General features: G+C 64.3%; 7 protein-coding genes. 3 read left to right on the forward strand and 4 right to left on the reverse strand.

What is annotated here, in order from left to right:
• Positions 1-76: 76 nt before the first annotated feature.
• Together Sj15T_RS14440 and Sj15T_RS14445 are read right to left on the reverse strand one after the other, a co-directional pair.
• Positions 77-3,799 carry an autotransporter domain-containing protein gene (locus Sj15T_RS14440; protein ID WP_013038779.1) on the reverse strand — a complete coding sequence of 1,241 codons (3,723 nt, stop codon included), beginning with the start codon at positions 3,797-3,799 and terminating at the stop codon, positions 77-79.
• Between the two features lie 245 nt (positions 3,800-4,044).
• Complete coding sequence (locus Sj15T_RS14445) at positions 4,045-4,866, reverse strand: SDR family oxidoreductase (RefSeq protein ID WP_007687303.1); 822 nt, start codon at positions 4,864-4,866, stop codon at positions 4,045-4,047.
• 235 nt (positions 4,867-5,101) lie between these two features.
• Between Sj15T_RS14445 and Sj15T_RS14450 the strand changes: the two genes are divergently transcribed.
• Entirely contained in the window at positions 5,102-6,286 is a 1,185-nt protein-coding gene (locus Sj15T_RS14450; protein ID WP_253720670.1) for an acyl-CoA dehydrogenase family protein, read from the forward strand.
• Entirely contained in the window at positions 6,279-7,154 is an 876-nt protein-coding gene (locus Sj15T_RS14455; protein ID WP_013038781.1) for a class II aldolase/adducin family protein, read from the forward strand. The genes Sj15T_RS14450 and Sj15T_RS14455 overlap by 8 nt, the downstream gene beginning before the upstream one ends.
• Positions 7,155-7,211: 57 nt before the next feature.
• Here Sj15T_RS14455 and Sj15T_RS14460 read toward each other — a convergent pair whose 3' ends face one another.
• Positions 7,212-9,683: a TonB-dependent receptor gene (locus Sj15T_RS14460; RefSeq protein ID WP_070108711.1), complete on the reverse strand. Its 2,472-nt coding sequence runs from the start codon at positions 9,681-9,683 to the stop codon at positions 7,212-7,214.
• Between the two features lie 382 nt (positions 9,684-10,065).
• Between Sj15T_RS14460 and Sj15T_RS14465 the strand changes: the two genes are divergently transcribed.
• The gene (locus Sj15T_RS14465; protein ID WP_013038783.1) at positions 10,066-11,064 is read left to right on the forward strand and encodes an ABC transporter substrate-binding protein; all 999 of its coding nucleotides are present in this window, start codon (positions 10,066-10,068) and stop codon (positions 11,062-11,064) included.
• A gap of 68 nt (positions 11,065-11,132) precedes the next feature.
• On the opposite strand, the gene Sj15T_RS14470 is transcribed toward Sj15T_RS14465, so the two are convergent.
• Positions 11,133-12,500, reverse strand: a complete 1,368-nt coding sequence (locus Sj15T_RS14470) for an LLM class flavin-dependent oxidoreductase (RefSeq protein ID WP_013038784.1) — start codon at positions 12,498-12,500, stop codon at positions 11,133-11,135.
• Positions 12,501-12,567: the final 67 nt, after the last annotated feature.

The following is a 12,567-nucleotide window of genomic DNA, read 5'->3' on the forward strand; positions in this document are numbered from 1 at the left end:
CGCGAGCCGTGGACCGGGGACGATGGGTTCTCCCCCGGCGACGCCCGTAAAATCCGCCTTCTATTCTTCTGCAGGATCAAAATTGCCAGTTCAGGCCTGCCTGAAGCTGATGATTTTGCCCGCTACGCGCAATCGCGCCCCGATACCCCAGATTGATCTGCAACCGATCGCGTATCGCGCCATGCAACCGCAATTCGCTGATCAGGCTGTCGCGTGCGATCGGCAGGCCGCTGACCGCGAAACGCTGGCCGTCAAGGCCAGCCTGAACCACCGGCAGTTGATCTCCGAACACATGCTGCCAGCCCGCGGACGCGCGCACCGCGAGCCGAGCGCCTCCTACCGCCAGATCGAGGTCGCCGCGCGTGCCTGCGGTCGCGTAGCTGGTGCGCAGGGAATCCGCCTCCAGTTGCAGCGCCGCCGCCGCGCCGCTTTCCTGCCCGCGACCGACATCCAGCCGCACATGCGCGATGCTGGCGAAGGGCTCGATCGATCCCGCCGCCGTTTCGATGCGATAGGCGGTCTCCCCGAACATCTGCGCCGTTGTTGCGCGATATTGCGTGGCGACGCCCTCTGCAAAACCGGAAAAGCGCACGGACCGCTGGACCGCGATATCCTGCCAGGCGAAGGCCAAGCCGCCGCGCAACGCCACCCGGCCCAGCGTCCCGCCGCCATAGAGCCCGGCGTGGTAGCTGTCCACATCCGCCTGCCCCTGTCCCCTCATGCGATCGCGGTTGTGCCCGCCGATCATGCCAAGGCGAAAGCTGCCGTCGGGTGCCTGAGCCTCGATGCCCATCAGCCCGCCCGACGAGCTTTGATCGAACCGCGCGGCGTTGCCGTCGCTGCGCCAATGGCTCCAGGCGTCGAGCGCCTGTCCCCAATAGGTCAGCCCCGGACGGTCCGGAATGGTCGCACGCAATCGGTCCAGCGCCGCATCGCGCGACAGGCTGCTGTTCTGGATCAACGCGGCACGCAGCGAGGCATGAAATTCACCGGACAGTTGATCGAAGGCCTTGCGCGCCGTTTCGGCGTCGCTCATCAACACGGCGTCCTGCACCTTGCTGCCCGCCGCCATCCTCTCCAGCGCCGCGCCGGTCGCCTGCTGGTTGGAGGATGCGGCGACATCGCTGAACCGGACATCATTGCGATCCAGCCTCAGCCTCACGCTGTCATGGCCATAGCGCAGCGTAGGCGTCAGGAAGGCATAGGTGGACGTGACCGCGTCGAACCGGCCCTGCACCCCGCCTTCTGCGAGCAGGATGACATAGGTGGACCTGGGCCGGTAATTGCCGTTGGCGCCGATATGGGCGACCGTGCCGCCGAGCGTCGCCACGCCGGTCACGATGATCGCATCCGCCGACGTGCCGAACGGATCGACCTCCACCTCATAGCGGCTTCCCGGCGCGAAGGTCAGATCTCCCTCGACATGAAGCTTTGCGATCCCAGGGCCGGGCGCGATCCTGCCGCCCGGAGCGACCCGGACGGACCCCAATGTCCCGCGTCCGGACAGCAGCGCGTTCGCCTCCACCGCGATCTGGCCGCCCAGCTTTCCGTCGACGATCAGGCGTCCGGACTGAAGCTGGGTGCTGCCGGTGAAGCCGGAGGAATCGCCATCGAGGGTCAACGCGCCGCCGCCCGCCTTGATGAACCGCCCGCTGCCGCCGATCCGGCCGGAATAGCGGCTGCTGATGGTCTCCGCGAACTGGAGTTCCGCGCCCGGCCGCAGGTCGGCATTGCCGGTAAAGCGGCTCGCGGCGGTCGCCAGCCGCCCCTCTTCCAATCGCCAGTCGAGCGTGCTGGGGCCGGTGAGCGTCAGCACGCCGCTGCCCCTTTTCACCATCGTCCCGGCATTCCCGTCGAGCGCCCGGATCGAGCCGGAGAAACTGCCATTCTCCCGCTGGTCGAACACCAGCGTCGCCGCATTGCGGACATTGCCGCGAAGCGCGCGGGCGTTGCCGACCAGCGTGCCCGCCTCGACCTCTGTATCGCCCGTGTAGCTGTTGGCGCCGGACAGGATGAGCGTGCCCGCATCGCGCTTGACCAGGGTCGTGGTTCCGGACAAGGGCGCGGCGATTTCGGCAGTCAGGCTGGAATCCCAGACGCTGCCCGCGCCGACGCGGATGACCGTGCGATCCCCTCCCGCCAGTGTCAGCGTGCCTCCCGACAGGACATAGCCGCCGGTCGCGAACTGCAATCCGCCGGTTTTTACCGCCCCGGCGCTATTGTCGATCAGCACTTGCCCGCTATTGCCGGTGAAGATCGCAAAGCCATTGGCCTTTCCGGCCTCGTTGACGGTCCCGTCCTGCCCGGTCCAACTGAGCGCGCCGTTGCGCCAGACGCCGGGGCCGCCGTCCACCCGGCCATTGCCATAGCGGGTCGGGTCGCCACCGTCCCAGAATTGCAAGGGGCGCGCCGCCGTGCCGGAAAGCAGATTCACCTGCCCCACGGTTGCGGTCTGGATCGAAAGGCTGTCGGCGGCTTGACCGGGCGGCAGGGCACCGATCTCCAGCCCCCTGTCGGTGAGCTGGCCGCCATAGCTGATGAGCCGATAAAGCCCTTCACCCAGCGGCGCGCCGTTGGCGACATGCAGCGTGCCGTCCAGCGTCAGATCGCCCGCCACATCGAACAGCGCCGGATCTTGCGTCGTTCCGAAACTGGCCTCTGTGATCGAGCCGTCGCCAAGTGCAAGACTTCCCATATGAAGCGTCGCGCCGGCCCTGCCCGTCAGGCGCCCGCCCGTGGCGATCTCCACCGCCCCGACCTGCCCGCCGCCGCTCAACATGCCGTTCGCGCCGACATGGAGCATGCCGCCCAGTGCGCCATCGACCCGCAGCGCGCTGTCGGCAACCTCCGTTCGGCCGGAAAAGGTGGACTGGCCGGTCAGGACGAGCATGTTGGCTCCCTTGACGTCGAAACGGCCATCGCCCGAAAGAGCGTAGGGATAGATGGTTTCCGCCCCCGTCCCCTCGCCCGCGTCGAAGGTCAGCCGTCCCGCCGCGCCTATCTCGACATTGCCGCCAAAGCCGGCCGCGCGGGCCACAAGTGCGCCTTCCTCCACGCGCCAGTCCAGATTGTTGCTGCCGCCAAGGGTAAGCGCGCCCTCACCCCGTTTGATCATGAAGCCCCAGAAGCTGAACAGGCCGCTGACGCCCCCGGCAAAGATTCCGTCCCGATTCTGATCGAAGATGACCGTGCCGCCATTTTCCAGATTGCCGCGGATCGAATCCGTGTTGCCGATCACCGTGCCGCCATCGACGCGGCTATTGCCCTGATAGCTGTTCGCGCCGGTCAGGATGACCGTGCCGAGATCATTGAAGAACACGCCGCCGTTGCCGGTCAGTTGGGCGTCGATCCGCGTGGTCGCCCCCGCCGTCGAACGGATCGAGCTATAGGCGCCGCCATCGAGTTTCAGTTGCCCGCCGACGAGGCGATAGCCGTCCGTCAGAAAATGCATGCCGGTGACCGCCGGTATGCCATTACTGTCGTCGATCGTTATCGTGCCCGCCTGGCCCTGAAAAACGGTGAAGGCGGGCACGGGCCGCATCGGCCCATTCACCGTGCCGCTGCTGTCGGTCCAGTTCGGGTCGGTGGCGCTCCAGACGCCCGAACCGCCGTCGATGACGCCATTCTCCCGCTCGGCCGGATCGCCGCCATCCCAGAAGCGCAGCGCCGGTTGCGCTTCGGCACTGTCGGGCAGCACCATCAATCCGCCCACGACCAGCGCCGCGATGCTGTCGCTCGCCAGTCGTCCTACCTTCGATACCGATTGCGCAATCGCTCCGCGCCGCCCTTCACCTCGCATCGGCTTAACCCCTTCATCAAGCAGGCATTTTTATAGCCTCCTGAGGTGCTGCACGGGCGCAATCGCTTTGCGCCATTGCGTTGTCAATCTGCGGGGGAGCGATGGGGCGCTCGCCGAACTCGCCGCCAGGGCGGCTATCCTGGCCTCATCGCGGAACGGAGAGGCGAAGAAGAATTTGACGAGTTCGGACAGATGCGGAAGCTGTTTGACATCAGATGCCGCTCGCCTGCGACGCTGAAGCGGTTTTAAGCCAGACTTTCCTCGCCCACTCTATAGCGTTCCGCGACCTGCCCGGACCGCGCGGCTTCCATGAATGCGAGCCGGGCCGCCTCAAGCGCTTCCCATATGCCGGTCTCCGCGACCGTCGGCGTGGTGACCAGTTCGCCCGCATCCAGACCGGCAAGTGCTGCATCGACCAGTTGTTCGGCGGTCAGATAGGAATCTTCGGGAAATACGCTTTCGCTGACGCCGGCGGCCGTAAAGAATTCGGTGCGGATAGGACCAGGCTGGACCAACTGTATCCGAATTGCGGTGTCGGCATATTCGGCCTGAAGCGATCGGGTGAAATTAAGCACATAGGCCTTCGATCCGCTATAGGCGGCGGCGCTTGGAGACGGGCTCAGCGCGATGATCGATCCGATATTGACCAGCGTGCCCGCGCCGCGCGAACGGAAGCCCTCCAGCACCGCATGCGACAGGCGCGAGAGCGCCGTGATGTTCAGCCGCACGACATTCTCCACCCGGTCGGCGGATATGGCGGCCGTCGGCCCCAGCCCGCCGGCGCCGGCATTGTTGACCAGCAGGACGGCGTTTGATTCGCGGACCAGCGCCTCGACCCGGGCAAGGCTTTCCGGCTCCGCCAGGTCCGCCGTCGCCGTCTGGACCTGCACGCCGTGGCGGTCGCTCAATTCCTGCGCTAACTGCCTCAGCCGGTCGGCGCGGCGCGCCACGAGCAGCAGGTCATGGCCGCGCGCCGCCAGCCGATCGGCATAGACCGCTCCTATTCCCGAAGAGGCGCCGGTTACAACCGCTACGCCTGTCGCATCGCCACCCGCTTGTCCGACCATATTGCCAAGTCCCATTCCTAGAGCGCTCGAAAGCCGCCTCGCCAGTCCATTGGACCCATCGCCTCTCACGGCTCCCCAAATGGTTCAAATGAGAAAGACAAGACTTTCGGTTTGCATTTCTCAATTTCGGCCGCCTGCCGAAGCGGTGTAGTGTCGGCGTGAATAATGTCACCCCCGCTTCCTGCATCGGTCTTGGGGAAAGCTGGCATCCACTGGTTGGCCGCAGGAGTTAATGATGGCGACAAGGGCGATATCCGCCGCTGATGATGCAACCGGCCCACGCGCGACGGGCGCGACGGTGGAGCCTCGCGTGCTCGACTGGATTCGCGACGATTTCGCCAGCCGCGCGGCGGATCACGATACCGATGGATCCTTCCCGTTCGAGAATTTCGCTATCCTGCACAGGCATGGATTGCTGTCTGCGGCCCTGCCGGCCGATCTGGGCGGAGGCGGCGCCGATCTGGCCCGGCTCGCAAAGATCGTGCGCGCAGTGTCTTATGGCGATCCATCGACCGGCCTGGTGCTGGTGATGCAATATCTGTTCACCGCCCAGTTCGCGCGCGGCCGAAACTGGGCGCCTGGCCTGCGGGAGAGAGTCCTGCGCAGCGTCATCGACGATGGGGCGCTCGTCAACGGCCTGCGCGTCGAGCCTGACCTGGGTACGCCGGGGCGGGGCGGCGTGCCCGCCACGGTCGTGCGCCGTACCGCGACGGGATGGGTGCTGAATGGCCGCAAAATCTATTCCACCGGGGCGCCGGGCCTGAAATGGATGTCCGTATGGGCGGCCACGGACGAGGATGAACCGCGCATCGGCGGAGTACTTGTCGATTCCGCTACGCCCGGCGTCCGCATCGAGCCGACATGGAACCATCTGGGCATGCGGGCGACCGGCAGCCATGATGTGGTGTTCGAAGATGTCCGCATCCCGGACGATCAATTGTCCGCGCTCGTGCGCCTGCAGGACCAGCATCTCCTGCTGGATGCTGAATTCCAGTTGCGCAACGCCCTCCTGATCTCGATCGTCTATGACAGCGTGGCCCATGCCGCCCGCGACTGGTTCGTTTCCTGGCTGCAACAGCGGGTTCCCACAGCGTTGGGCGCGCCCCTGTCAACCTTGCCGCGCTTTCAGGAATTGGTGGGCAGGATCGAGGCCCTTCTCTACGCAAACAGGCTGTTGCTGGAACGGTCGATCCACATGCCCGATCCGGCCGCCGCCGGTACGGTCAAATATATCGTGACCAACAATGCGGTGCAGGCCGTTCAACTGGCAATCGATGCGATCGGCAATCCGGCGCTTACGCGCGCCCATCCGCTGGAGCGGCATCTGCGCAATGTCCTTTGCAGCCGGGTTCATATGCCGCAGGACGATATTGTCCTGACCGGACTGGGGCGAGCGGCTTTCGCGGCGACGCATGGCTGAAGCAGGCGGCGTGATGGCGAGCCAGCCTGGCGAAGCGCCAAGGGGCCGGCCGCAAGACCGGCCCTGGAATCCGCCGAGCCGGGGGATCGACCAGGCGCTGCGCGACGGGCAACGCCTGCGTTTCGAGGTGCCGCCCGAGCGCGCCGATCCGGCGGAGGAGCGGCTGCACCGCAAACAGCGTCTCGCCGCGACGTTCCGCCTGTTCGCGCGCTACAACCTGTCGAGCGGTATCGCGGGTCATGTCACCGTGCGCGATCCGGAACTGACCGATCATTTCTGGGTCAATCCGCAGGGCGTAAATTTCTGCCATATACGGGTATCGGACTTGCTGCTGGTGGATGATGGCGGCCGGGTCGTCGAAGGCAGCGGCGCGCTGAACGAAGCGGCCTATGCCATTCATGCCGCGATCCATCGCGCGCACCCCGGCGTCAATGCGGCTGCGCATACTCATTCCTTCTATGGCAAGGCCTGGTCCACAACGGGAAGGCTGCTCGACCCCATCAGCCAGGACGCCTGCATGTTCCATGACGATCATGGCCTGTTCGATGATTATGGCGGTGTCGTACTGGACCAGACCGAAGGCGACAGGATCGCTGCCGCACTCGGCGGCCGTAAGGCGCTGATCCTGCAAAATCACGGGCTGCTGACGGCGGGCCGCTCGATCGAGGCGACGGCCTTCTGGTATCTGGCGCTCGAACGCGCGGCGCACGGGCAGATCGTGGCGGAAGCGCTTGGAAAGCCACGGATCATCCCGGCGGAGGTGGCGGCGCAAACGGCGCGCATGGTCGGCAGCGAAGCCGTCGCATGGATGTGCTTCCAGCCGGAATGGGACATGCTGGTTCAGCAGGAACCCGACTTTCTGCTCTGAGCGTGCGATAGCGACCACCGCTCCCCCTGCTTCGGGGAGCGGTGGTCCCATTCCGTTTCAGAACGTCCAGTTGATCCGCCCGTAATAGAAGCCGCCCGAAGAATCGAACGGCGGGCTGCCGTAGTTGAACAGCGTCACGCCGCTCGTTGGCTCATTCACCCCGCTATTGTCGGGGCGCACGCTGAACAGGTTGGCGGCGCCCACAGCGACGCCCAGGCGCGATGTCAGCGCGAGGGAGACTTCGAGATCGGTGATCCAGCGTCCGCCATAGCTGAGATTCTGCGCCGGATTTTCCGTTCGCAGATAACGATATCGGCCATAGCGCGTCACCCGCAGATCGACCGACACCGGGTCGAGCGACCATTTGCTGGCGAGCGCGAGCTTGGATCGTGGCTGGTTGTCGGCGATTTCGCCCCGAAATACGTTCCCGAACGCCACCAGGCTTCCGCCGGGGTTGGGGCCGAGGCCGACGAGCGCCGCCGGAGTCGCCGCCACATGCCGGATCTTCGTGCGGCTGTAGGAATAGGCGGCCGACAGCGACAATTGCCCCAGGGTCGACAGGTCGGCGGTATAATTGCCGACGATATCGACGCCCCTCGTGCGGGTGTCGGCGGCGTTGGCGAAATATTGGACGAATGTGCCGGGCGGGAGACCGTTCGCCGCGAAGATGGCGTTGAGAGCAGGGCCGCTCAGGCTGGCGGTGCGGGCGATCCGATCATCGATGTCGATCTGGTATCCGTCAATCGTCAGCGACAGGTTGCGCGTTGGCTGAAGGGCGATGCCGAGCCCGGCATTCCAGGTTTTTTCAGGCTTCAGGGTGGCGGCGCCCAAAGCGGTCGCCAATGCCGAGGTGGTCGGCGCGGTTTGCGTCGTCGCCGCGACCAGGAGGCCGGTCGCGGGGCTGATCGCCGTGCGGTTGTCAGTCTGGGCATAGCCGATCTGCGAGAGCGAGGGCGCGCGGAAGCCGGTGCCCACCGTGCCGCGAACAGCGAGCCAGGACGATAATTCATACCGGCTGTTGACCTTGCCGCCGACCGTCGATCCCGCGCCCAGCCCATAATGTTCGGCGCGTCCGGCGATGTCGACATACCAGCGCGGCGTGATCGTCAGGCCCAGGTCGATATAGCCCGCAAAGACGTTGCGCGAGACATGGGCGGTCGTCGCGGGGGAAATGGTGATCGCCCCCTGCGCGCCGATCGACGCGATGCTTCCGACATTGGGGTTGCCTTCCTGGTCGCCGGCCTTGATGACATATCCGCCATTGGCATAGCCCAGCGGATCGCCGGCAAAGGTCTGGAAAACCTCGCGCCGCGCCTCAAGCCCCCACTGGACGTGCAGTGGCTTCGCCAGGCCGATATCGATATCGCGGGACACATCGAGATTGTTGGTCCACTGCGAAAAACGGAACCGCGCGAGATTGTCGAAGCTGGTCGGCCCGGTCGGCCCGAGCGACGGATTGAGAGTCAGGTCGCTGTACATGCGCACCTGATTGCGCCCGTAGCTGGAACTGAAATCCCATTGCCAGCCCGACAGATCGCCCCTGATGCCGGCCAGAAACTGAAAGTCCGTCTCGCTGGTGTTGTTGACCGGGAAATAGCCATCGGGAAAGACCGTGGAAAAGGATGCGGTGCCGCTGGGACGGCGGATCATGTTGCCGATCTCGGCCTTGCGTCGCCCGAATGTCGCCTGGGTATAGAGAGTGACGTCCCCGGCCGGCAGCGCGGCATCCAGCCCCAGGTTGAAGGCGCGAATGCGCGGGTCGCCATTATGCGCGCCGATGCCGTCCCAGGCGGCGTTCTTCGGATTGGAAGCCGGTGCGTACAGCAGGCGGTTGGTCGCCCGGAAACCGCGCCATGACATGCCGCGTCCGCGCAGATCGCCGCTCAGGTTGACATAGCCGCCATCGCCCAGCCCGAAGCCCAGGCCGCCTTCGGCCTTTGCGCTCCACGGATCGCCATAGCTCTTGTAGTGGTCGCCATAGGTCACTGAGACATGGTTCGGCTGGGGCCGGTCATTCAGCACGAAGTTGATGACGCCGGCCACGGCGTCGGACCCATATTGGGCGGCGGCGCTGTCCTTGAGCACCTCGACCGAACGAACCCCTGCGATCGGAATGAAATCGAGGTCGACCGGGCCGAAGCCGCTGGTATCTCCGCCCCCGTTGGTCAACAGCGCACTGTTGTGGCGCCGCTTTCCGTCGACAAGGATCAGCGTATAGGCAGGCGGCAGGCTGCGGTTGAAGATCGGCCGAACGATCGACGCCACACCCGCGCCCGTGCGCCCGAAATTGATGGACGGCAACGTCCGCGCCAGCGCCTCGCCAATTTCCTGTCGGCCGGTTCCGGTCAGTCGGTCAGCCGGGACGATATCGATCGGCGCCGGACTCTCCACCGCCGTCTTTGACGACAGACCCCGCAATCCGGTGACGACGATGGCTTCGCCAGCGTCCGCTTCGGCGGATGCAGCGGCGATTTGCGCATGCGCCGCCATGCCGATCCCGCCAATGGAGAGCGCTGCGCCGGTAGCCATGAGTCGAGCCAGCAGCGCTGCATATCTTTTTTTCTTCGGCATTTTCGTCCCCATTTGATCACGGTCGACATCGCCAATTTTCCGGCCATCAGGCAGCCGGACAGGCTATCGAGCGAGCGAAGGCATAGGGAATGAGGCCGAGATATAGATATTGATTATTAAATCGGAACAATGATCTTTTCTTATTATTCCATATTAGTAATTATTATATATGGAGGCATGATTTATTGTAAAAATAAAATGCTCAAATTATTCTTCCTTATATATGGATTAATATTATAAATTTATCAGCTTCGTGTCCCCCGGCTAGGCAAGGCATGATTTTTCCAAATTCGCCGGTCAGGGCCGCTGGCGCTGCCCTGGCATTCTCATGGAGCGAAATATGGCCGGTCATCCCCGCAAGCGTCCGATCTGGCAGGGCGCCAGCGTCGTCCTGGCGCTGCTTTCCGCCGCGGCCTCACTGGCCGGCTGCGGCGGAAAACAACCCGACGCGGCGCAAGTGCTGCGCGTCGGCAACCAGCGTGGCGGCACGCATGCGCTGATGCTTGCGGCGGGGCAGCTCAAGGATGTGCCTTACAAGATCGAATGGGCGGAATTCCCCAACGCCCAGCCGCTGATCGAAGCCATCGCCACCAACGCGCTCGACCTGGGCCTGGTGGGCGGGCCATCCTTCCTGTTCGCTTACAAGAACGACCCGCGCCTCCGCGCTATTCAGGCGCTGAGCGGCGGGACGAAGCAGGAAGTGGCCGGCGTGCTCGTGCACAAGAACGCGTCCTTCGCCAGCATGCGGGATCTGCGTGGCAAAGCCATCGGCACGACGCGCGGATCGGTGGGGCACTCGCTTCTCCTTCAGGCACTTCGGCAGAGCGGCATGAAGCCGTCGGACGTCAGGATCAGCTTCGTGGCGCCGACGGAAGCCGTCGCGGCGTTTGCCAGCGGCGATCTGGATGCGCTGGCGATCTGGGTGCCCTATCTCGCGACGGCGGTTCTCCGTCACGACGCCCGCGTGCTGACCTATGCGCACAGGGGCACCTCATCCTATTTGTTCCAGGTCACGAGCGAGAGTTCGATCGAGGACAAGCGCGCCTTGCTGGAGGATTTTTCCCGCCGCTATGGCCGGGCACAGTCCTGGGCCAACAGTCATCCCCGCCAGTGGGGAGAAATTCTCGCCAAGGAAACGGGACTGCCGCTCGATGTCGCGAACTATACCGCCGAACATATGCGCTGGTGGCCGGTGCCGATCGACGCGCAGGTGATCGAGTCCCAGCGTGTTGCCGCCAAGGATTTCGGCACGGGCGGGCCTGCGCAGAATTTCGATATCGCGCGGGGCTTCGACGCATCGCTGAACACCGATCCCACCGCAAAGGGCAAGCCGGACTGACGCCAAACGCCCCTATGCGCAAAGGCCCGCCGGAGAAATCCGGCGGGCTTTTGCTCGCGGTTTCGCAGTCAGGCGTTTGCAGGCTCCTTGCGGGCCACGTCGGTCTCGGCCGCGTTATGGCGTTGCGCCACGTAGCGATTCTCAGGCACGGCCAACCCCAGATGGCCGCGTAGCGTATCGCTGCTATAGTCGGACCGGAACAAGCCGCGCGCCTGAAGGATCGGAACGACCTGCTCCACGAAAATCTCGAACTGTCCGGGGAGGGATTCACCGAGCATGAAGCCATCGACGGCGCCGCTTTCGAACCAGTCCTGAAGCTGGTCGGCCACTTCCTCCGGCGATCCTTCGAAACTGTCCATCGGCTTGCCGAAACGCAGCGCCGTCTCCCGCAGGGTCAGCTTGTCCTGCTCGACCGCCGCCAGCACGGTCTTCACATTGCCCTGGCTGCTGCTCAGCCATTCTTCCTTCACCGCCGGGAATGGCGCATCCAGATCATGCTGCGAAAAATCATAGTCGTTGAAGGATTGCCCCAGCGACAACAGCGCGCCCTCGATAGAAGCATAGCTGTTGCGTTCGGCGCTGAGGCGCTGGACCTCTTCCCTGGTCGAACCGACGATCGTGCTGATCCCGCCGAATACGAACAGCGTGTCCGGATCCCGCCCGGCGGCGGCCGTCCGTTCGCGAAGATCGGCGCGATAGGCGAAGGCGGCTTCCTTGTTCCGGGGCAGGCTGAAGATGGCGTCCGCATTGGCCGCCGCAAAGGCCCGGCCATCGTCGGAATTTCCGGCCTGGAACAGGACCGGGTGCCCCTGCGGCATGCGATCGAGATTCAGGGGACCGCGAACACTGAAAAATTCGCCCTTGTGATTGAGTTGATGGAGGGTTCCGGGCTTCAGGAACACGCCGCCCTGCTTGTCGCCGACGATCGCGCCCGGCTCATAGCTGTCCCACAATCCCTTTACGACCTGCACATATTCATTGGCCAACCGATATCGCTCGCCATGGCCGATATGATGGTCGCGGCTGAAATTGGCGGCGGTGCCCTCCAGCCAGGACGTCACTACATTCCAACCTGCCCGTCCCCGGCTCAGCTTGTCCAGCGACGCGAATTGCCGGGCCAGATTGAACGGTTCGGTATAACTGACGGAAAAGGTGCCGACCAGGCCGATATGCTGCGTCACCATGGCCAGCGCGGACAGGATCGTCGCCGGCTCGAAGCGGCTGAGATAATGCGGCATGGAGCGTTCGTCGATATGCAGGCTGTCGGCGACGAAAACGAAATCGAATTTCCCTTTTTCGGCGATCTTTGCTTGCTTCACGTAAAGATCGATGTTGGTGCTGCCGTCGATTACTGCCTCGGGGTGCCTCCAACTGTCCCAGCCGCGCCCCACGCCATGCAAGATAAAGCCCAGCTTCAAACCGTTTTTCACGCCCATGGGAAAGTCTCCTTCGGACATGCGCTACGCAAAGATCCGGCTGGCCGCGAACGAGTTTTCCTTGGTC

This window comes from Sphingobium sp. TA15, from assembly GCF_037101235.1.
GTDB classification, from domain to species: domain Bacteria; phylum Pseudomonadota; class Alphaproteobacteria; order Sphingomonadales; family Sphingomonadaceae; genus Sphingobium; species Sphingobium indicum.

What these genes read in the sequence shown, in the direction of transcription:
- Sj15T_RS14445 (WP_007687303.1), bottom strand. Translation starts at nt 4,866, where the DNA reads ATGGTCGGACAAGCGGGTGGCGATGCGACAGGCGTAGCGGTTGTAACC.
- Sj15T_RS14455 (WP_013038781.1), top strand. Translation starts at nt 6,279, where the DNA reads ATGGCTGAAGCAGGCGGCGTGATGGCGAGCCAGCCTGGCGAAGCGCCA.
- Sj15T_RS14460 (WP_070108711.1), bottom strand. Translation starts at nt 9,683, where the DNA reads ATGGCTACCGGCGCAGCGCTCTCCATTGGCGGGATCGGCATGGCGGCG.
- Sj15T_RS14465 (WP_013038783.1), top strand. Translation starts at nt 10,066, where the DNA reads ATGGCCGGTCATCCCCGCAAGCGTCCGATCTGGCAGGGCGCCAGCGTC.
- Sj15T_RS14470 (WP_013038784.1), bottom strand. Translation starts at nt 12,500, where the DNA reads ATGGGCGTGAAAAACGGTTTGAAGCTGGGCTTTATCTTGCATGGCGTG.
- Sj15T_RS14450 (WP_253720670.1), top strand. Translation starts at nt 5,102, where the DNA reads ATGGCGACAAGGGCGATATCCGCCGCTGATGATGCAACCGGCCCACGC.
- Sj15T_RS14440 (WP_013038779.1), bottom strand. Translation starts at nt 3,799, where the DNA reads ATGCGAGGTGAAGGGCGGCGCGGAGCGATTGCGCAATCGGTATCGAAG.